Origin of the sequence: Stutzerimonas nosocomialis (assembly GCF_005876855.1) — a bacterium.
In the GTDB taxonomy this organism is placed as follows: domain Bacteria; phylum Pseudomonadota; class Gammaproteobacteria; order Pseudomonadales; family Pseudomonadaceae; genus Stutzerimonas; species Stutzerimonas nosocomialis.
On record NZ_QLAE01000004.1, the window covers coordinates 113,043 to 134,221 of the forward strand.

A 21,179-nucleotide genomic window follows, 5' to 3' on the forward strand; every position below is an offset into this window, starting at 1 on the left:
TTTCAAGTGGAGCCGTATCATGAGCAAGTCCGATGGTCCCTGCGGCTGCGATGCGACACCAGCCGCTGATGCCGATATGCAAAACCCTTCCGATACGACGGGGCAATGGGTCAGTGTTTACGCCGTGCCCAAGATGGATTGTCCATCAGAAGAGCGAATGATCCGCTTGGCGCTGAATGGTTTGGACGGAGTTCGGAAGCTGACTTTTGATCTGTCGGACCGTCGGTTAGATGTCATGCATGACAGTGCCGTTGAGCCCATAACCAAAAAGCTGGCGACGTTAGGGCTAGGCGCCACTCTTCAGAAAACTGTCGCGGCAGACCCTGAGATGATCAAAGCCGCCGAGAATCCGGCGAACTCTACACAGGAATCCCGCTCCCTACGTTTACTGTTAGGCATCAACGCCTTCATGTTCGTGGTAGAGATGACTGCTGGCCTGATTGCCAGGTCCGCGGGTCTGATTGCCGATTCGCTCGACATGTTCGCTGACGCGGCAGTGTACGGCCTGGCCCTTTATGCGGTTGGGCGCAGCGTCAATCTGCAGGTGCGTGCTGCACACCTTGCTGGTGTGCTCCAGCTGATTTTGGCCCTCGGCGTGCTCGTAGAGGTGATCAGACGCTTTATATTCGGCAGCGAGCCCGAGTCGCTGATAATGATGGCCGTCGCGTTCCTGGCATTGCTCGCCAACACGGGTTGTTTGCTGCTGATTTCCAAACACCGGGAAGGTGGTGCTCACATGAAAGCGAGCTGGATATTCTCCGCCAATGATGTGGTCATCAACATGGGCGTCATAGTCGCCGGAGCGCTCGTCGCTTGGACTGGGTCCAACTACCCAGACCTGATTATCGGTACCGTCGTGGGATTCATCGTTCTCAACGGCGCTCGGCGTATTCTGGCGCTCAAGGGTTGAAGGAGCTCCCGTTACAGAAAAAGGGTGTCTTCATGCCTGTAAGCCATCCGGGTCTAGCGGCGTCAGCTAAAACTGGCGACGCCGCTTTAGCCGTTGGCGGATGGTGGGTATTGCAGAACGTGGGCTGCAAAGTCCATCAGCGAGACGAAGCCGCACTGATCGGCTTTTCCTTCACGCTGTAGGTGGTAGCCCCGCATGCCTTGCCCAATTGGACCAAGCATATCGGCTTGCAACGTGTCACCGATCATTGCGATAGCGGAGGCTTCGCAGCCAAGCTGTTCGATCATCTGACGATAGATTGCGGGCTCAGGCTTTATTGTCCCAACCTCAAAGCTCCATCCGTAAACATCGAACGACGGCAGTAACAGTTTGGCCGGAATCGCATATGGGGCTGCGAGATTGGAGCACAACGCGAGATTCAGGCCGGCGTCCTTTAGCTGATTTAGCGACTCCAACGCATCATCGAAAAGGCGAACGCTGGCCAGCTCGGTGAAAAGGTCGCTTTCAAGGCTAGCTAACTCAGAGTTGCTCAACTGCGCACCGAAATAATCGGCAGCTCCAGCCAAGCCCAGATTTCGAGTCATCAGAGTCCGTGCGTCATCCGGCCTTGGTGTTTTGCCCTGAAGCCGCAGGTTCTGCATCAGTTGGCGGAAAGGATGGCGGCGCTCACCTATCTGGAGAAGCGTGCCAAACACATCGAAAACTACTGCTTGTATCATGCCGGTACCTCTACCGTTGGAGGCGAACCGCCCACCCGAAGAGCGATGCCGCCCCTCTCAGTTTTCTGAACTGGATTTCTTCAGAGGTGGCACGAAGAAGATGGGTCTTTGCGGGGGCGCTATCAGGATATCTGTCGACTTGATGCTTGTGCCTTTTCGACGCCTTGTTTTGCCGTTCTTGTCGACCGCCAGCAGATCACCGGTCGCGACAGCAATGTCGAGTGCCTGCTTTACGCGAAGCTCGTCAGCCATGGTGTAGTTGGTCAATCCGCTCATCAGGCCCAAAAAAGGTTGCCGTTCTACCTCGTAGACCTGTTTGGGCAAGAGCTCCGAAAGTTCTCCTCGGATGCGGTCATTGGTAGCATCGTCGAAATAATGCTCATCCAACAGCAAATCGTGCTGACCTGTCACGGCGATATCCCGATTGGCGTCGTAGCTGAAAAAGCTGGAAGGCGACAGCATATGGGAAAAGTTGTTGCCGTATTTCCAGTGGATCTTCTTCATCACATCGTTAGCGCGGTAGTTGTTCGCCAGATGGATAAACCAATAGGCCATCGGGTTGCTGCCGGCCGGACGAATGAAGAAGACGGTCATGTACTGGGCACCGCTTTCCTGCTTGATCCCCTCGGACAGATAGCGCTGGATCAGGTATTGCCAGCTCCGTGGCTGATGCGCCTTCAGCTGTTTAAGCATGTCCCATGGCACATGCTGATCCAAGCCGATATTTGCAATGGCTTTCCGGTTCGCTTGGCGGTCGGCTAGATACGTAACCAAAAAATCGACATTGAAGGTCAGCAGGACCTCGGCTTTGTTGAGATTCTGGAAAATCCATTTGATCTTAGGGAACGGCACATCGCCATACATCATGCCCAGCCCCGCAGCGAGGATTGCCTTTTTCCGAGCCGGCTGCATATCTCAGACCATCTATCCACTCGTCAATACGCTCGTATCGTCAAAGGTTGGGTGAAAGCCATTGGCCCTGATCCAGCCCTGTATGGCATTCACACAATAAGACGTACGAAGGCATCGCTGATCTATCGCAGGACGAAGAACCTGCGGGCAGTTCAACTGTTGCTCGGCCATACGAAGCTGGAGAGCACCGTTCGATATCTGGGGATTGAGGTCGATGATGCCCTAGAGATGGCGGAACAGACCGAGGTTTGACCATGCATAGCGACGGTCGAAGCCAGGCCGTCGCTAACCGGCCAATAGCCGCCCTAGTCTGCCCACCAGTTCGGTATGACAGATGCTAGGCCGGTCAGGGCGCCGACTACCCCAATCATGATGCTACTCCAGAAGGTTACCGGCTCGCGGCGCTGCCTACGCTCCTCGCGGATGTCTGCCCTGACAATGCGAATGCCAGCATCTGTGAGATACCTGGGCTCCCGCGGGTCGCTATCAAATTCGACTCGCCCCCAGAAAGTCCTGTCATCGCGATCAGGCAGTGGGACACCGAGGCGGTCTGCCTCTATCATCCAGTACTCGGTCAAGATCAGCAGCCGCCATTCGTACAGACTGTCCGACTTCTGAATATAGTCCTGAAGCTGTCCATCCTGTTCCGGTTGGACGGTGTGGGGCGGGTGCATCTTCTCCAGTTCGGACCTGGCTTTTTCGCACTTGGCCAACTCAGATCGCATCACTCGGTAATGCTTTGTCCACATCGCTCGCCCCTCCCTTGGAAGAGCGCGACGCTACCTGACTGCAAATCTGAATACCACCTTGCCCGGCCGAATCCTTGCCCGATGCGCGGCCGGCGGGCGTGCCGTGGAGTATAGGGCTAGCCCAAAATAATAGGGGATGGAAGAATCGATTGAGCATTCGGCTGAACGTATCGTCGGGATAATAGGCATTTAGTAAAATTCAATGCCAATGCTTCGGAATCAGTGGTAACTCCCGGCTGTAACATGCTACCGCGCCCTTCGACAAGAATGGCTGCAAACGACAATAAGCTAATTAAATTAAAAAGCCGCAAGAAATTACTCGGTGTTGCGTAGCCTTTAAAGAATCCATGCGCAATCCCATGCCGATTTAAAACAAAGTGCGATGGTAACGACTCTGTATGACCGTAAAAACACCCACGGAAGTACATTTCCATGCTCTCCAGCATCTGCACTCGCTCATGATATCGACTTAAATAGTTTATCGTTAATTCCTTGTCTGGATACCAATCATAACCTGCGACCAGTCGTTTCAACTCACCTTGCTTTATTCGATGAAAAACCTTTAGAAGCGTCTCTATATTCACGGCATCCTTAACTGGAAGAGAGACGTGCTTTCCAAGCTCTCTTAGGAACCCTTCTATGCAAGGCAGAATTCCAACAATTGCCACGCCGTACAGACCCAGACAGTATGCCTTTACAGCCTCAATCAGCTGTTCTTGATACTGAGCAAAAGTGATGCGCTGAGACCATGCCCCACAAATCAGGTCGGCCATTCGTGGGGGCGTGTACATTTCCAACAGCATATTATTCGCGTGAGCGTACCTTTCCTCTTCACTGTTGCTTTTCGAGATTTTTCCGCCGTATTCAGATAGAAATCCAAAGCTATGATATGGGGGGAGTACTATCTCAGTAGTCGCAAACGTATCTCTGTACCAAGCTAGCCCAGAGCCCACTTTGATTTCCGAAAGATCTCTTGGAAAAAATGCACACTCACCAGATGAAACAATTTTATATCCGCGAATATCCCGAAAACAGCTCAGCTTCGCTTCCTGCAAACTATCAAACTCATGCTTCCCTCGATGTAAGCAAGCTTCTACTGCTTTTATTCCTCGCCCCAGCGCCATCGATTTTCTGCACTGCTTGTAAGCCTTAGCGAAGTCCATAGCTGCCCTTGTTATTCGACCCACTGATTCGATCGAACCTACCTGACAACACCTAGCCACGCAAACCATCTGCCGGCGCAGCCCGGCGGTAATGACTGACACGCAATTATTAGACGAATTTGAACGTCAGCTTCTGGCCGGTTAGCGACCATTGCTCTGGCTAGCCATCCTTGTCCTCCCACACGTGGAGGACTTGCCATGAACATCATCGCTACCTGGAGCCGTCAGCCCTGGAACAAAGGGAAATTGGTCGGGCAGAAAATCCCGCTCCGACTGAGAGATATCTGGGCGATCCGAGTAAGGGGTCATGCCGAGATATAAGTAAAATTCACTCACTTCGCACGTAACGTGTTGATGCCAAGAGAATTTACCAAATCGACCGCACAGCCTCTGATCGTGGACTATCTTTTCTGACTCCTCAGAAAAGGAGTTCCTATGGCTTCATTAGAGCGTACGGCGTATCCCACTCTGCCAAAGGCGTATTCAAAAGCAGAGTACCTGCGCTTAGGCTTTTGCACGGTTCGGTATTCATCAAAATGAAGCGGCCGAGCATCGAACAATGGAGGCATAGGCTAGGCCAGCAGGCGGTATCTGCGCGAGCTACTTTTCCAGCAGCTCGCTTCAACATACATACGACCTGACATACCAGAGAACCTGACAGAAATGTAATGGTTACTTCAGCCTTTGGTCAGGACGCTTTGCATATATTGGCTGTCAGACGCTGCAAGCATTGAAAAACCGCAAATGTCCCTGCAATAGGCCAAGTTCGTCGCTAACCAATCCATAAGGTGCCCCGTATGTCCTCTCAGCAGTGCCATCACCAGCCCGACCAAACGAAAGGTACTGCAGCACTCACAGACCCCGTCTGCGGGATGAAGGTGGAAGAGGATAGCGAGCATCAAGAGCATTATCAGGGAAGCACTTACCGCTTCTGCAGCCAGGGTTGCCAGACCAAGTTTCGTTCCGACCCTGCTCGATATCTCGCTGCACCGCAGGCTCATGGAACCTCCTCTCGGGCATCTACCCCACCCGCACAGAAACCACCCGCCGGTGATGCAACGACAGAGTACACCTGCCCGATGCACCCTGAGATCCGCCAAATGGGTCCAGGTGATTGCCCTATCTGTGGGATGTCATTGGAACCTCTGATCCCTGAACTCGACGAGGAGGAGAATCCCGAACTCAAGGACTTCTCGAAGCGATTCTGGTGGTCTCTGCCCCTGACCGTAGCAGTAACCCTGTTGGCAATGGCGGGACATGCGATACCGCTGTTTCACGGGGCTAGCCAGAACTGGGTTGAACTGGCCCTCACGACCCCGGTTGTCTTGTGGGCAGGCTGGCCATTTTTCGCGCGCGGTCTCGCCTCGGTCAAACATCGCAGCCCAAACATGTGGACCTTGATCGGGCTTGGCACGGGGGCTGCCTATATTTACAGCGTCGTAGCAACCCTCTTACCGAGCATGTTTCCAGAGTCATTCACAGTAGGCGGCCGGATAGGCGTTTATTACGAAGCCGCCGCGGTGATCATTTCATTGACTCTGCTGGGCCAGTTGCTGGAATTGAAGGCCCGCTCGCAGACGTCCTCGGCAATTAAGTCCCTGCTTGGCTTATCACCTAAAACCGCTCGCCGTATCGCCAAAGATGGTTCAGAGGAGGACATCCCGCTCACACATGTTCATGAGGGCGACCATCTGCGCGTTCGTCCTGGTGAAAAGGTACCCGTTGATGGAGAGGTATTGGAGGGCGAGAGCGCCGTCGATGAATCCATGCTAACGGGCGAGCCGGTTCCGGTGACGAAGCGGACAGGCGATTCGCTTATCGGCGCGACGATGAACACGAGCGGCTCGCTTGTCATGCGAGCCACCAGGGTTGGCTCCGGGACTATGCTTTCACAAATCGTCCAGATGGTTGCGAATGCACAACGCTCCAAAGCACCCATGCAGCGAATGGCAGACACGGTTGCAGGTTATTTCGTGCTGACGGTCATCGGTATCGCCTTGCTGACATTCTTTGCATGGGGCCTGTTCGGGCCTGACCAGGGCTGGGTATTCGGCCTGATCAATGCAGTTGCGGTTTTGATCATTGCTTGCCCTTGCGCACTTGGCCTGGCAACGCCTATGTCGATCATGGTTGCCACAGGCAAAGCGGCTGGAAGTGGAGTGCTTTTCAGAGACGCAGGCGCCATCGAAAATGTCCGTAAGGTAGACACGCTGATTGTCGATAAAACAGGAACCTTGACCGAGGGCCGACCTGTCTTCGATCGGGCCATAGGCGTCACGCCGTTTGACTCGCAGGAAGTCATCCGTTTGTCTGCCAGCTTGGATCAAGGTAGTGAGCATCCCCTAGCCCACGCGATCGTAGACCATGCCAGAAGCGAAGGTCTCCAGCTGGCGAAGCCAGAGACCTTCGAGTCAGGGTCAGGGATCGGAGTCCGTGGTCTGGTGGAAGGCAAGCAGCTACAGCTAGGCAACACCGCGCTTATGGAAGATGCGGGTGTGAGCGTCGAGCCGTTGAAATATCAGGCAGAAAAAATGCGCGAGAGCGGTACCAGCATTGTGTACCTGGCTGTTGATGGGGCACTTGCCGGCTTGCTGGCCGTATCGGACCCAATCAAACCGACTTCCAAGGAAGCTGTAGCGCGGCTCCAAGCGGAGGGCGTGCAAGTCATCATGGCCACCGGCGACGGGCTTACCACTGCCCGCGCGGTGGCTCGTGAGCTATCGCTCGATGAGGTGCATGGCGAAGTGAAGCCGCAGGACAAGGAGGCGCTGGTGGTTAAGCTACAAGCCCTAGGTAAAGTAGTCGCCATGGCAGGCGACGGAATAAATGATGCGCCGGCGCTCGCCAGGGCTGATGTCGGCATAGCGATGGGCACGGGCACTGACGTCGCCATGAACAGCGCCCAAGTTACGCTCGTTAAAGGTGACCTGATGGGGATACTGCGCGCGCGCACGCTTTCGGTGGCGACGGTTCGCAATATGCGTCAGAACCTTCTGTTTGCCTTTATGTACAACGGGTTGAGCATCCCGATTGCCGCAGGTCTGCTCTATCCGTTCTTCGGACTGTTGCTGTCTCCGATGATTGCTGCCCTGGCCATGAGCCTCAGCTCAGCATCGGTTGTGTTCAACGCACTCCGGCTCCGTCAAACGCGTGTAGTTTGAAGCCTGTCGGCTTAGGCTTAGGCTTCGGTTGCGAAGCGACCGATTGCCTCATTGATTGCTCATGAATTGCCCCGTAAGCTGGAAATATGACGTCCTACATGCGCTCCTTCCTTATCCTGCTGCTAGTGCTTGCGCTTCAGATCAATGGGATAGCGGAAATGCTCATGACGGTTGGATCGTCCGGGCATCACATGATGTCCGATATGGAAGGTGTGGGCGCCATGACGACCGACCACGCTTCGATGGTTGGCGCCGATGACGGTGCTGAACACGAGTGCTGTGAAGCGAATGAGCATGGAACGGCGACCGTCTGCAAGACGGGCCAAGAATGCAAAACTGCAAGTATCCTTCAGCTTGTCTCAATAAAAGCCCAGCTGATGCCTGCTGCTAAACCCGTGACCACTCCCTATAACGGCCTGATCCCCTCTAGCCTTTTAGACGCCGTCTGGCGTCCACCCCGCGTCTAATTCCGATCAAATTATAGGAACCGCCCGAGTGAGCATTCGGGCCGGCTACTGCGCGCCTTTGGCTCGCATGAAAGATCAGGAATCCTTCGCAAATGAAACCCCGTATTTATTGGGCGCCGCCGTACGTGGCCGCCTTGATCATGGGCGCGCTCTCGTTTCCAGGGTTAGCGTCCGCTTTGACCTTAGAACAAGCTCTGAGCGTGGCCGAGCAAGACGCGCCTTCGCTGCATGCGCAAGCCGCCAACCTGGTGGCCGCACGCAGCGCTGCAATCCCTGCCGGCGAGCTTCCTGACCCTAAACTTAAGCTTGGACTGCAAAGCGTGCCCATCGAAGGTGACGCTCGCTGGCAGTTGGAGCAAGAGGCCATGACCATGCAAATGGTTGGGGTCATGCAAGATGTGCCAAACCGAGCGAAAAGGCGCGCTCGTGTCGAGGCCGCGCAGGCTAGTGTTGCGCTCGCAAACGCCCAGCAAACGGTTGAACGTCTCGGTGTGCGCCAAGCAACCGCCGAGGCATGGATCGCTAGCTTCGCGGTCGAGCAGAAGCTAAGCCTTTTCAAGCAGCTTTACAGCGAGAATCAGCTCCTTTCGCGGGCTGTTCAGGCCCGCATTGCTGGCGGCAGCGGACAAACCGCAGACAGCGTACTTCCGAGGCAAGAGGCAGCATTGCTGGCTGAACAAGAGGATGAGCTGCTGCGTAACCAGGCTGTTGCGCGGGCCGGCCTCCGGCGCTGGATAGGCGAGCTAGCAGGCCAGCCGCTTACAGGTGACTGGCCGCAATGGCTTGCCGCCGTTGATAACTATCAGCACAACCTGAACCGGCACCCGGCGTTACTCGCCTTCGACCCGATGACTCGTGAAGCGGAGGCAAAGGTTCACCAGGCCATCGCAGAGAAAACACCGGATTGGAGTTGGGGGATCGACTACCTGCGACGTGGCCGTGAGTACGGCGACATGGTGAACCTCAGCGTCAGCTTCGACCTGCCGCTGTTTACCAGCTCTCGGCAGGATCCGAAGATCGCGGCCGAACGAGCTCGCCTTGCCCAGATCGAGGCTCAGCGCCAAGCGACCTTGCGCCTGTACAACCAAGAGCTGAGTACTGACCTCGCTGAGTATCAGCGTCTGGACCGCGCACTCATCCGCCTCGACAAAACCTTACTACCCCTCGCTGAAGAGAAGGTCCGCCTTGCCATGGCCGATTACCGCTCCGGAAGCGGTGAGCTGACCGCTGTGATCGAAGCGCGACGACAGCTTGTGGAGACCCGGCTACGGCGTATTGACGTCGCCCGCGATCGATCGTTGAGCAATGCCCGCCTGCATTTCGCCTTTGGAGATACCCGACCATGACATTCCAACACAAGCGGCTGGTACTCGCCTTCAGTCTGCCTCTGATGATTAGCGCTGCAGCGCTAATCGGTCTGCCTACCGCAGCCTTCGGACAATCGCCTGCAGAAGAAGACAAGGAAGTGCTCTATTGGTATGACCCTATGGTCCCCCAGCAAAAGTTCGATAAGCCGGGCAAGTCGCCATTCATGGATATGGAATTGATTCCACGCTATGCAGATGAGGGAAGCGACGGGGCATCGATCAGTATCGACCCGAGCGTGACGCAGAATCTCGGCGTGCGCTTTGCAACCGTAACGCGTGAATCGATCAGCCAGTCGCTCGAAGCGACAGGCGCATTGATGTTCGACGAGCGAGACGTGGCGGTTGTGCAGGCGCGTGCCGGTGGCTTTGTCGAGCGCGTTTACGACCGAGCACCGGAGGATGTCATCGAAAAAGGCGCGCCGTTAGCCGATCTGCTGGTTCCCGAATGGGTTGCCGCACAGGAAGAGTACCTGGCGCTCAAAGGGATTGGCGAACCCCAGCTGCTCGCAGCGGCTCGCCAGCGGTTGCGCCTTGCTGGCATGCCGCCAGAAGTCATAGTGCAGCTAGAACGAACTGGTAAAGCGCGCCCTGTTTGGACAGTGAGGAGTCCAATAGGCGGCGTGCTGAACAGCCTCGACGTTCGCGAGGGCATGACCGTATCCACTGGTGCGTCTCTGGCACGTGTTAATGGGCTGGAAAAGGTATGGTTAGAGGTTGCGGTGCCTGAGGCGCAGGTTGCAAATGTGGCGCCTGGGCAGCTGGTCAACGCGCGCCTCCCGGCCTTTGCAGGTGAAGTTCTGGAAGGGACGATCCAGGCCGTACTACCACAAGCCAACTTGGATAGCCGTACTGTGCGCGTCCGGGTTGAACTGCCTAATCCGCAACAACGGCTTCGTCCCGGCATGACGGCCGAGGTGACGTTGAGTCGCAACGTCGAAGATGTCTTGGTCATCCCGTCCGAGGCGGTCATTCGCACCGGTCGGCGCGCATTGGTGATGCTGGCCGAGGATCAAGGCCGTTACCGCCCGATTGAGGTTCGCACAGGCCGGGAATTCGATGACCAGACAGAGGTGCTTGAAGGGCTGGAAGCCGGTCAGAAGGTCGTGGCGTCCGGTCAGTTTCTCCTGGATTCAGAGGCGAGCCTACGCGGGCTGACCGCTCAGGGTTTGGAGGAGCCTGCAACTTCTACAGAACCTGCGCTGCACGAGGCTGAAGGTACGATCGTCAGCCTGGAAGATGGCATGGTTGGCCTGTCGCATGGGCCGTTCAAGACGCTGAACATGCCTGGGATGACAATGTCCTTTCCGGTTGCAGATCAATCGCTCCTAACAAAGTTGCAGACCGGCGATCACGTCCGTGTCGGCGCGCGTGAAAGCGAAGAGGGCCTGGTCATTGAGCACATCGAGAAGCTGGGGGGCCAGCGATGATCGCAGCCATAATTCGCTGGTCAGTGGCCAACCGCTTTCTGATCCTGCTGGCTACTGTGTTCGCGGTGGCTTGGGGTGTCTGGTCGGTCAAAAACACCGCTGTTGATGCATTGCCAGACCTTTCCGACGTTCAGGTCATCATCCGCACGCCATACCCCGGGCAGGCGCCCCGGATCGTTGAGAATCAGGTCACCTACCCACTGACGACGACCATGCTGTCTGTCCCCGGCGCAAAGACGGTCCGCGGCTACTCCTTCTTCGGGGATAGCTACGTGTACGTCCTGTTTGAGGACGGCACCGACCTCTATTGGGCCCGTTCTCGGGTGCTGGAGTACCTGAGTCAGGTGCAGAGTCGGCTTCCCGCCGCCGCCAAACCCGCTTTGGGCCCTGACGCCACAGGTGTCGGCTGGATCTACCAATATGCTTTGGTAGACCGAACGGGCAAACATGACCTCTCGCAGCTGCGCTCTTTGCAAGATTGGTTCCTGCGCTATGAGCTCAAGACACTGCCCAACGTGGCGGAAGTCGCGCCCATAGGCGGGATGGTCAAGCAGTATCAGGTCGTACTGGATCCCGTGCGCATGGCAAGCAGGGGCGTGACGCAGCAGCAGATTGCAAAGGCGATCGATGAAGCCAACCGTGAAACCGGCGGGAGTGTTCTGGAACTCGCAGAAACCGAGTTCATGGTCCGTGCGACCGGGTATCTCAAGACACTCAAAGACTTTCGAGCCATTCCTTTGCGTCTCGACGGCGGCGTGCCTGTGACGCTAGGGGACGTTGCGCATATCCAGCTCGGCCCGGAAATGCGCCGGGGCATCAGCGAGCTTGACGGTGAAGGTGAGGTAGTCGGCGGCGTGGTGATCCTGCGGAGCGGCAAGAACGCTCGGGAAACCATCGCTGCCGTTCAGACCAAACTGGATGAGCTGAAAGCGAGCCTGCCCCAAGGCGTCGAAATCGTCACGACGTACGACCGTAGCAAGCTGATCGACAGTGCCGTTGAAAACCTCACGCACAAGCTCATCGAGGAGTTCATTGTCGTTGCGTTGGTTTGCGCGATTTTTCTGTGGCATCTGCGCTCGTCGTTGGTCGCCATCGTGTCGTTGCCGATCGGCATCCTGATTGCTTTTGTGATCATGCAGCGGCAAGGCATCAACGCCAACATCATGTCGTTGGGTGGCATCGCGATCGCCATCGGAGCGATGGTCGATGCAGCAATCGTCATGATCGAAAACGCCCACAAGCACATTGAGGCCTGGCACAAGCGGCATCCTGACTCCACCTTGAAGGGCCAGGAGCACTGGAAGGTCATTACTGACGCGGCTGTTGAAGTGGGGCCGGCACTGTTCTTCAGCCTGCTGATCATCACGCTGTCGTTCATACCAGTGTTCACCCTGGAGGCGCAGGAAGGCCGGCTGTTCGGTCCACTGGCGTTCACCAAAACCTATGCAATGGCAGCCGCCGCGGGCCTGTCTGTCACGCTGGTTCCGGTGCTCATGGGGTATTGGATCAGGGGCAAAATCCCTGACGAACACCGTAATCCACTCAACCGTGGCCTCATCTGGATCTACAAGCCGGCCCTGGACGCGGTACTGCGCTGGCCCAAGATGACTCTGCTGGTGGCTGTTCTGGTCTTCCTGACAGGCTTGTGGCCGGCCTCTCGCCTTGGTGGGGAGTTCTTGCCCCCGCTGGATGAAGGTGACCTCCTTTATATGCCCACTGCGCTTCCAGGCCTCTCCGCTCAGAAGGCTTCTGAGCTACTGCAGCAGACGGACCGGCTCATAAAAACGGTTCCAGAAGTTGCACACGTGTTCGGTAAGGCTGGTCGAGCCGACACCGCTACAGATCCCGCCCCGCTGGAAATGTTCGAGACGACCATTCAGTTCAAGCCGAAGGATCAATGGCGCCCTGGGATGACGCCTGACAAGCTGGTTGAGGAGTTGGATCGCACCGTACAGGTACCTGGATTAGCCAATCTGTGGATCCCGCCGATTCGAAACCGTATCGATATGCTGGCGACGGGTATCAAGAGCCCGATCGGGGTGAAAGTGTATGGCACTGACTTGGCACAGATCGACAAAGCCACCCAGGCAGTGGAAAAAATCGCCAAAACGGTGCCTGGGGTCAGTTCGGCACTTGCTGAGAGACTGACCGGCGGCAGGTATATCGATGTGGATATCGATCGTGTCGCCGCCGCACGCTACGGCCTGAATATCGCGGACGTGCAATCGATCGTGGCCGGTGCCATCGGTGGTCAAACCATTGGTGAAACCGTGGAAGGGCTCGCCAGGTATCCGATCAACCTCCGCTATGGCCGCGAGTGGCGCGACTCGATATCCGATCTGCGCAACCTACCGATCTACACGCCGCAAGGCAGCCAGATCACGTTGGGGACCGTGGCCAAAGTACAGGTGACAGACGGACCGCCCATGCTTAAAAGCGAAAACGCAAGGCTGTCGGGCTGGGTTTACGTCGATGTTCGTGGCCGCGACATGGCGGCTGTGGTGGGCGATCTGAGGGAAAAGATCAGCAAAGGGGTCCAGCTCGAATCCGGCATGAGCATCAGCTATTCCGGCCAATTCGAATTCATGGAGCGAGCTAACGCGAAGCTGAAGCTCGTCGTGCCGGCTACCTTGCTCATCATTTTTGTCTTGCTCTACCTCACGTTTGGGCGCTTTGGGGAGGCGTTGCTGATCATGGCCACGCTGCCATTCGCCCTAACCGGTGGCGTCTGGTTCCTCTATTTGCTCGGGTACAACCTATCCGTAGCGACAGGAATCGGTTTCATCGCACTGGCAGGCGTTTCTGCTGAGTTCGGCGTCATTATGCTGCTGTATTTGAAGAACGCATGGACAGATCGGGTTAACGCTGGAGCCCATGGCGAAGGCGTACTGCTCGACGCAATCCGCGAAGGCGCTGTGCAGCGGGTGCGCCCCAAGGCCATGACCGTAGCAGTGATTATCGCCGGTCTGCTGCCCATCCTCTGGGGTAGCGGAACCGGCAGCGAAATCATGAGCCGCATCGCCGCGCCCATGGTGGGCGGGATGATCACCGCCCCTTTGCTCTCCCTGTTCGTTCTGCCGGCAGCTTACCTGCTGATGCGCCGCCGGCAATTGCGAGTTACCACCCAGCAAGCAACCAACCCCACTGGAGAACATCCATGAACATTAAGCACATCACCCTTGCCTCACTCTTCCTGGTGCCAGTCGCCTATGCCGCCGACAAGGAGCCAATGGACGGCATGCCGATGGATCACAAAGGCATGAACATGCCAATGGACCAGAAGTCGGCGGGACAGACCGCTACAGCCACAGGTACGGTCAAGAAAGTAAACACCGAGAGCGGAACCGTCACCATTGCCCACGGCCCGGTCGAAGCGTTGGGCTGGCCGTCGATGACGATGGGCTTCAAAGCAAAGCCTGATCAGCTCCAAACGCTGAAAGAAGGGGACCAGGTCGAATTCGAGTTCTCCTCGAAAGGTATGGATTCCACCATTACGCGCATCGAAAAGCAGTAAAGAGCAGAAAGCGACCGCCGCAGGCGCGGCGGTCGTACCAACACGAGAATGAAGCGATTACCGCTTTGTAACCTTGGCAACAGCTTCTTGTAAGTAGCAAGCCTTTAATCTACAGGCATCAACTAACCAAGAGGTGCAAACCATGAACCGCATAACCAAAGTAATCGTTCCTTTTATTCTGACCGTTGCTTCCTCGCTTGCAATGGCCGAAGGCGGAAGCGAACGTACGCTGAATCGCTTAAATGACTCGGCAGGAGCAAAGCCCACCCTTAAGGAGCTTGTCAAAGAGGGTCAAGTGCTGAGCATCGCACCTGCAGGGGCGACCGGCACGACTCGAATGATTCAAAACTATAGAACTAGTGCCCAAGTCCAGACGTATGAGATGAAGGTCAAGACCCCCGACGGGAAGATCCATACGGTAGAGTTCCTGAGCACCCCAGTTGGCGTGAACAATGGCTAATCTGCCAAGCTTAATATCCGAGGGATAGTTAGATGAGCAGCATAATATCCAAGATTAAAAGCGTACTGCAGCGCAATCCGGTCGTAACGGGGTTAACCGCAGCTGTGGTTGGCTACATGCTACTGAACCAAAGCACTGCGGCGTTGGCAACAACGCTGCCAAGCCTGCTCTTTCTCTTGCCCTGCTTGTTGATGATGGTCGTATGCATGAAGCATATGTCTAGCGGTAAGTGCGACAAGCCCAAGGAGCCCAACGTTGGCGAAAACACCTTGTTAAGCAAAAGCGAATAACCCACTGAACTTAGAGATTTAACATGCGAAAGGCCATCACCGTTACAGCAATCGCAATCACCTTGGCGAGCGGACTGAGTTTCGCAGCGGCAGATAAAGCGGACCAAAGCCATTCAGAAACCGGCATGATGAGCGGCGACAAGCATATGGAAATGATGGGTGACATGCGTGGAATGATGAAAGAGTGTCGTGAGATGATGGGGGCCGCCAAAGCCGACCACTCGCAAAATGGCGAAAATCCAGACGCAGCATAGGATATGAGGGTGTGAGTAACAATGATCGAAGCAGGTGGGGGGTGCCCCACCTGCTTTTTTGTGCTTGATGGCCTAACCAGGACCGTACTGATGGGAAAAGTGTCACTGACGAGCAGAATGGCGATAGCTTTCATGCTCGTGGTTACGGTTGTGCTGCTGGCGGCCGCAATCAGCTTTAATTATTTTTGTCAGCTCCATTTCGAACGCAAAGATGCACAAGTGCTTAATGAAAAGGCCGCTGCAGTAGAGCGTACGCTACTCAACAGCTCAGCATTCGGGCCTGAGACCGCTTCAAGGATCGATGCCGTTATTGAGCACTCCTTTGGCTTCGCGACTGCGGTTGTAGTAGACGGTAAGACGGTTTACTCCCATCACAATCTGTCTGAGAGCTTGCTACCTCTTGTCACAGACATCCAAGAGGAACGCTGGACGGTAAGTTTCGGTGGCCACCAGTACAGCGGAATTACCAGAAAAGTAAATCGGTGGGTAGAAGGGCAGGACACTGTTATCTATTTGGCTTTGGATGTAACGCACCGAATCCACTTCTTCGATATGATTCAGCAGTGGTTTGCTTATACGCTTGTCGTTAGTGCACTTCTGAGTGGCGCGTTAGGTGTTGTTCTGATCAGGAAAGGCTTAAAACCAATAGACGAACTGTCCAAGACTTCTTCTACAGTAACCGCCCACTGCTTAGATACCAGAATTCCAACCGAGTCGGTGCCAGGCGAGCTGCATGAACTCGTAGACAACTTCAACGAAATGCTTTCGCGCTTGGACGACTCTTTTCTCAGATTGTCAGGTTTCTCAGCGGATATCGCGCATGAGCTAAGAACGCCGCTGAACAGCATGCTTACCCAAATGGAGGTCGCGCTCTTGCGCGACCGCGAGAATACCGACTACAAAGACATTTTGTATTCCGCCCTCGAAGAACTTAGGCGCATGTCAAAGATGGTCGATGACATGCTATTCCTCGCCAAGGCGGACAACGGGAAGATTACGCCCAATGCCGAAGATGCCAGCATGGCTGAGATTACCGCGAGCGTTATCGAATATTACGAGCTTGCAGCCGAGGACAAAAAGGTAGAAATCGCGCTTTCAGGCGATGGATCGGTACATGGCGATAAATCGATGCTGAGACGGGCCGTCTCAAACATAGTCTCTAACGCAGTTCGATATGCAGAGGAAGGCAGCACCATCAGCGTTGAAATAAGCGAGAGCGGTGGCTCGGTTTGCACAGCCATATCCAACCGAGGCACAACGATTCCAGCCGAGCTTCAGGCCCGAGTGTTTGATCGATTCTATAGGGTCGACACCGCAAGGCGCGAAGGAACCACCATGAATGCGGGCCTCGGCATGGCTATCACTCGTTCGATAGTCGAAGCGCACAAAGGGCGCATCGCTTGCGAATCAGCTGAGGGGCATACGACTTTCACAATGACGCTTCCAAAGCTTATGTCTAGTTAATGGCAGAGTGCCAGCAACGACCCTGACCTACGCTCATAGAAACGCCAGGCTGAACCGAAAGAGGCCGAGACTTTCGAAGCTGTATGTTTGGTTCTGGAGGTTCCCGTGCAAGCGTCCTCATCGAGAAAATGCGGTACGACAGCCGCAGCGCTCAACGAAGCGTGCTTCTGCGTAAGCCTAGATCAAGCTGCGCTCGTAAACTCATTGACCGAACAGCTTGGGAATTCAGAGCTGTCGGAGCTATTGAAGTCACGTTGCCCTCATGTGTTTGCAGCACGACCGGTCTTTGTTTCATCCTTGCGGCTGCGCCAGGTTAATGAGGTTATTCAGGCCATCGAGCAGACCGTGAGCTCGCCCGGTTGGCGTGAGCATGCTCTGGATTCTGCACCTCCTATTGCCCGACACGATCCTCGGGGCGCGCGCGGCGTCTTCTTTGGCTACGACTTCCATCTGGATGATGACAAGCTTGGGCTCATCGAAATAAACACAAATGCGGGCGGAGCGATGCTAAACGTATTGCTCGCCCGCGCGCAGCGTAGTTGTTGCAGCGGCGTAGTCGGGCTTTCGCCAGGTCAGGAAGGACCCGGCGGCTTCGAGCGTTCGATTCTGGATATGTTCGCCCAGGAATGGTCTACGAGCGGCGAGCCACGTCCGCTCACGCGCGTGGTGATCTTGGATGAAAGCCCACAAGCCCAATACCTGTATCCGGAGTTCCTTCTTTTTCAGCGGTTATTCGAGTCAGCAGGAATCGACTGCCTAATCGCAGACCCAGCCGATCTGGCCTTTCACAACGAGTCCCTCTTGGTCGACGGAAAGCCTGTGGATCTCGTCTACAACCGACTCACCGATTTCTATCTGGAAGGCGACAATTGCAGCGCGCTGCGCAGCGCTTATTTGGCTGATGTCGTGACGGTAACGCCACACCCTCAGGCCTATGCCCTTTACGCCGACAAACGCAGGTTGGTTGACCTAACCAACGCACGTTTTTTGGAAGAGATTGGCGTTGATCAGCAAATCCGAACCGTATTGGCCCAATACGTCCCGCTTACCGTTCCTGTCGGGCATGGTAATGCAGAGCACCTGTGGCAAAACCGCCGTAGCCTCTTTTTCAAGCCTGTCAGCGGGTATGGTAGTCGCGGTGCATACCGAGGAGACAAGCTCACCAAGCGCGTTTGGGAAGAAATCGTTGGCGGAAACTACGTGGCCCAGTCCCTTGTAGCTCCTGGCGAGCGTAGAATCGTCGCCGACCCTCAGGTACGATCGATGAAGTTTGATCTGCGCGCTTACGCTTATGCTGGCGAGGTGCAGTGGAACGCTGCCAGGGTCTACCAAGGCCAGACGACCAACTTCAGAACAGAGGGGGGCGGTTTTGCTCCCGTTTTTACCTTAGGCGAGGAAGAGGAGCGAGCCGGTTCTACAGAGCAACGGTCGCACGCCTCGTTCATGTTCTTGCTCGACGAAACCGGCGCCGTAGAGGAACTGCCGCACCCGCTATATCTGGCGCTGGTTCGAGCCGAAATGGCTACTTCTAAGCTTGCCGGTAAGCGTTTCCGATTGGCGGACTGGTATGTGGCAATGGAAGATGGCCATCCTTCCGAAGTCATCCGAGAATTGTACGGCTGGGTTGCTTTCGACGCAGATGGCGCCTACCACCCTGAAGTTGGCCCACCAGAAAATGGTCAGCCAAATAGTATTGGCAATGTTGACTCATCTGCCCTGCCAACACCGGAAGAACATGATCGAATCGAAGGTCTGTTGTTTCAAAGTGAGTGAGGTCCCGCGCGCCACGAAAGGCGCGGCTTGGGACAGAATAACCTCGCCGCTCAGTTTTGGAGCCAGCTACACCCAGCCGTCTTAGCCGCCACACATCTAATGTGCGAATACTAACCCTGCGGTCACACTCGACAAGAACGTGGCATATGCTGGGTGCTGAATTGTTCTCTCCGAGTGTTCTATTGCTCACGATAACTCTTTGGGCTTGCTAAGCCGAGTAGTCGGGTCTCAAGGCTTGAAGGCCATCTTAGTGGGCCCGCTCTTTCGCGCAGTGGTCCATAGCGCGACGTTGGTATTGTCTGCTTATAAGCTATTAGCGATTGATTAGTTCAGGGGAACATTACGCGTAGTACAGCGCTGGCAGCGCTTTAAGCCGGTCTTAAAGCGGTCGATGATTACATTTTTGTAAGCTTCTCAAAAAATCGAAACCTCATCATCTTCGGCTTGTCCGTTTTTAGGAGAGCATTCGAAAGCCACTTCTAAGCAGGGCTGCGCGAACACGTTGAGTCGCCGATCCAGCAGCAATCATTAAAGAGGTCTAACTATGCAAATGTCTTACTGGCGCTTTGCAGCGATGGTAGCCACGTCTACGATCATTATGTATGGCGTGATGTACTTAAATACTTACTCGTTCGAGCATGTTTTTTGGAGCGAGACTCGCGCTTGGATGGCATTAGTGATGGGCGCGGTAATGGCAGTAGTCATGCTCGCATTCATGCTCAACATGTATAAGCGTAAGTCAGTAAACCTAGCGATATTGGCAGGAAGTGCAGTAGCTTTTACCATTGCACTATGGCTTGTACGTGGGCAAGCGACGGTAGACGACACGGACTACATGAAGGCCATGATCCCCCACCATTCCATAGCAATCCTAACAAGTGAACGAGCTCAGATTTCAGATCCTCGCGTCCGCAAGTTAGCTGACGAAATCATCGACGCTCAGCGCCGAGAAATCGCAGAAATGAAGTCCCTGATCAATGAACTAGAAAGGGCAAATTGATTCCCAGAAACGGTGTGTCCACAGCCCAGGGCATGACGGTGGCGACATTGATGGTCTCGCTACCGCTCAGGCGAATCTCCTCAGCGATTGCCGCGCCGAGATTTATGACGCCACCTTTGGTCGCTGCGGAGGAGGCATGATAAGCCAGCGGTATCTCGCTCTCGACTGAGCCCACGTTGACAAGCGTGCCGAAGCCTTGAGCTCTGAACTGGCGCATGGCTGCGTGGCTGCCATAGATCATGCCCTTAAGATTGACATCCACGATCCGCGCATGGTCCTCGACGGGAACGTCCTCGAAACGACCCAGCGCTCCGACCGCAGCGTTGTTAATCCAAACGTCGATCCTGCCGAAACGCTCGATGGCGGCTCGTGCCAAGTCCTGCATCTCGTTCGGGTTGCTCACGTCGGTGGTCACCACCAGTGCCGATCCTCCAGCCATGCGTATCTGCGCGGCCAGTTCTTCGAGCACGTCGGTCCGGCGGGCCGCTAGCACCACGTCGCCTTGCAGAGCGGCAAGCTTGAGCGCCACGCCGCGGCCGAAGCCACTGGAGGCACCAGTGATGACAAAGGTTTTGCGAGCAACGCTTGGCTGGTCGCTTGGTTTCAGGCGCGGGGAAACGGCGCAGCCACTGAGTTGCAGAACGGCGAGCAGTACTAGCAGCAAAGCCAATCGCTGCGATGGGAATATTCGCAAAACCATTTTCGTTTTCTCCCAGCAAAATAAGGTCGCATGGCCCGCTTGGTTGTTGTTGGACCGCCTTTTTGCCAGGAGCTTTCATGCTAATTCACTCAATTAGTTTTCAGCGCTCAATCGGGAGACAGTGGCAAGAGAATAGACCGTTACGGTGGCGATCATCGGTGGCTAAGTAAGAGTTGCTAGCGCGTAACTATCGTATTTCGCTTTGGAATGAAATGCTGCTGGACAGGGATTGATTCGCTCTTGGCAGTTGCGGGTATCGTACGCACTTTTTCGATATGTCATGGAGGCGCGAACATTAAGCGCACCATGGCTTTTCTTATTCTTCGAGGGGCTCTGACACTCCCAATTTAGTAGTGCCAGAGCAGTGAGTTACGGATGTTATCCTGCCATACGCTCACATTCCTCAGCGCAGTTCATGCACGCCTTCGCACACTCTTGGCAATGATCCATTTCATGCTTCGCGCATTCCTCTCCGCATGCACGGCAGATCTTGGCGCAAAGGGCGCAGAACTTCTTAGCATATTCACTTTCGCGGCTCATCAGTGTGGCAGCCAACCTGCAAATGTCCGCGCAGTCGCGGTCAAGCTCGATGCAGCGAGCCATCATTTTTACATCATCCTCGCGTAGGCAAGCAGAGGCGCACATTTCGCACACTAGGGCACAGTTCGAACAAGCTTGGATACAGGATGCGAACATTGAGTTTGTCATTTACGTTCTCCAGGGTTCGATAGTTGTATTTCGTCGTTTGGTTACTGGCCGATATGGCTCATCAGCCTGTTAGCAGACACTGAATTACGACACGCTCCTACCGAGCCCGTTTCGAAAAACCTCATTACAATGTTGTAAGGT

The 21,179-nt window shown here is 55.3% G+C and carries 17 protein-coding genes and 3 pseudogenes; 15 read left to right on the forward strand and 5 right to left on the reverse strand.

Annotation, left to right across the window (positions count from 1 at the left end; translation table 11 throughout):
* Nucleotides 1–19: 19 nt before the first annotated feature.
* Nucleotides 20–910 carry a cation efflux transmembrane domain-containing protein gene (locus DN824_RS03630; protein WP_003292661.1) on the forward strand — a complete coding sequence of 297 codons (891 nt, stop codon included), beginning with the start codon at nt 20–22 and terminating at the stop codon, nt 908–910.
* Between the two features lie 86 nt (nt 911–996).
* Here the strand turns inward: DN824_RS03630 and DN824_RS03635 are convergent, their stop codons facing one another.
* On the reverse strand, nt 997–1,629 hold the full coding sequence (locus DN824_RS03635) for an HAD family hydrolase (protein ID WP_003292660.1): 633 nt from the start codon (nt 1,627–1,629) through the stop codon (nt 997–999).
* Between the two features lie 57 nt (nt 1,630–1,686).
* A pseudogene (gene tcmP / locus DN824_RS03640) lies at nt 1,687–2,490 on the reverse strand (three-Cys-motif partner protein TcmP); the annotation flags it as partial.
* On the opposite strand from tcmP, the pseudogene DN824_RS03645 reads away from it, so the two are divergent.
* A pseudogene (locus DN824_RS03645) lies at nt 2,488–2,793 on the forward strand (tyrosine-type recombinase/integrase); the annotation flags it as partial. The pseudogenes tcmP and DN824_RS03645 overlap by 3 nt on opposite strands.
* 613 nt (nt 2,794–3,406) lie before the next feature.
* On the opposite strand, the gene DN824_RS03655 reads toward DN824_RS03645, so the two are convergent.
* Complete coding sequence (locus tag DN824_RS03655) at nt 3,407–4,453, reverse strand: hypothetical protein (RefSeq protein ID WP_015275572.1); 1,047 nt, start codon at nt 4,451–4,453, stop codon at nt 3,407–3,409.
* A 198-nt stretch (nt 4,454–4,651) separates the two neighbouring features.
* On the opposite strand from DN824_RS03655, the pseudogene DN824_RS03660 reads away from it, so the two are divergent.
* The 13 genes and pseudogenes from DN824_RS03660 to DN824_RS03720 form a co-directional block, all read left to right on the forward strand.
* Nucleotides 4,652–4,756: pseudogene (locus DN824_RS03660) on the forward strand (integrase); the annotation flags it as partial.
* Nucleotides 4,757–5,250: 494 nt separating this feature from the next.
* Complete coding sequence (locus DN824_RS03665) at nt 5,251–7,614, forward strand: heavy metal translocating P-type ATPase (RefSeq protein ID WP_015275571.1); 2,364 nt, start codon at nt 5,251–5,253, stop codon at nt 7,612–7,614.
* Nucleotides 7,615–7,700: 86 nt separating this feature from the next.
* Nucleotides 7,701–8,081, forward strand: coding sequence for a hypothetical protein (locus DN824_RS03670; RefSeq protein WP_003292653.1), 381 nt, complete (start codon nt 7,701–7,703; stop codon nt 8,079–8,081).
* A 92-nt stretch (nt 8,082–8,173) separates the two neighbouring features.
* Nucleotides 8,174–9,427: a TolC family protein gene (locus tag DN824_RS03675; protein ID WP_003292652.1), complete on the forward strand. Its 1,254-nt coding sequence runs from the start codon at nt 8,174–8,176 to the stop codon at nt 9,425–9,427.
* Nucleotides 9,424–10,875: an efflux RND transporter periplasmic adaptor subunit gene (locus DN824_RS03680; RefSeq protein ID WP_015275570.1), complete on the forward strand. Its 1,452-nt coding sequence runs from the start codon at nt 9,424–9,426 to the stop codon at nt 10,873–10,875. Before DN824_RS03675 ends, DN824_RS03680 begins: the two co-directional genes overlap by 4 nt.
* Entirely contained in the window at nt 10,872–14,036 is a 3,165-nt protein-coding gene (locus DN824_RS03685; protein WP_003292650.1) for an efflux RND transporter permease subunit, read from the forward strand. Before DN824_RS03680 ends, DN824_RS03685 begins: the two co-directional genes overlap by 4 nt.
* Nucleotides 14,033–14,389: a copper-binding protein gene (locus tag DN824_RS03690; protein WP_003298789.1), complete on the forward strand. Its 357-nt coding sequence runs from the start codon at nt 14,033–14,035 to the stop codon at nt 14,387–14,389. The genes DN824_RS03685 and DN824_RS03690 overlap by 4 nt, the downstream gene beginning before the upstream one ends.
* A gap of 142 nt (nt 14,390–14,531) precedes the next feature.
* Nucleotides 14,532–14,849 carry a co-regulatory protein PtrA N-terminal domain-containing protein gene (locus tag DN824_RS03695; RefSeq protein ID WP_003292648.1) on the forward strand — a complete coding sequence of 106 codons (318 nt, stop codon included), beginning with the start codon at nt 14,532–14,534 and terminating at the stop codon, nt 14,847–14,849.
* A 32-nt stretch (nt 14,850–14,881) separates the two neighbouring features.
* Nucleotides 14,882–15,139, forward strand: coding sequence for a DUF2933 domain-containing protein (locus DN824_RS03700; RefSeq protein WP_003292647.1), 258 nt, complete (start codon nt 14,882–14,884; stop codon nt 15,137–15,139).
* A 23-nt stretch (nt 15,140–15,162) separates the two neighbouring features.
* A complete protein-coding gene (locus DN824_RS03705; protein ID WP_003292646.1) occupies nt 15,163–15,393 on the forward strand; it encodes a hypothetical protein in 231 nt (76 codons plus the stop codon).
* 90 nt (nt 15,394–15,483) lie between these two features.
* Entirely contained in the window at nt 15,484–16,857 is a 1,374-nt protein-coding gene (locus DN824_RS03710; RefSeq protein WP_003292645.1) for a heavy metal sensor histidine kinase, read from the forward strand.
* A gap of 204 nt (nt 16,858–17,061) precedes the next feature.
* Nucleotides 17,062–18,630 carry a hypothetical protein gene (locus DN824_RS03715; protein WP_226924959.1) on the forward strand — a complete coding sequence of 523 codons (1,569 nt, stop codon included), beginning with the start codon at nt 17,062–17,064 and terminating at the stop codon, nt 18,628–18,630.
* Between the two features lie 544 nt (nt 18,631–19,174).
* Complete coding sequence (locus DN824_RS03720) at nt 19,175–19,630, forward strand: DUF305 domain-containing protein (protein WP_003292642.1); 456 nt, start codon at nt 19,175–19,177, stop codon at nt 19,628–19,630.
* On the opposite strand, the gene DN824_RS03725 is transcribed toward DN824_RS03720, so the two are convergent.
* Nucleotides 19,605–20,294: an SDR family NAD(P)-dependent oxidoreductase gene (locus DN824_RS03725; protein ID WP_231600321.1), complete on the reverse strand. Its 690-nt coding sequence runs from the start codon at nt 20,292–20,294 to the stop codon at nt 19,605–19,607. The genes DN824_RS03720 and DN824_RS03725 overlap by 26 nt on opposite strands.
* A gap of 414 nt (nt 20,295–20,708) precedes the next feature.
* Entirely contained in the window at nt 20,709–21,038 is a 330-nt protein-coding gene (locus tag DN824_RS03730; RefSeq protein ID WP_015275568.1) for a four-helix bundle copper-binding protein, read from the reverse strand.
* Nucleotides 21,039–21,179 lie beyond the last annotated feature (141 nt).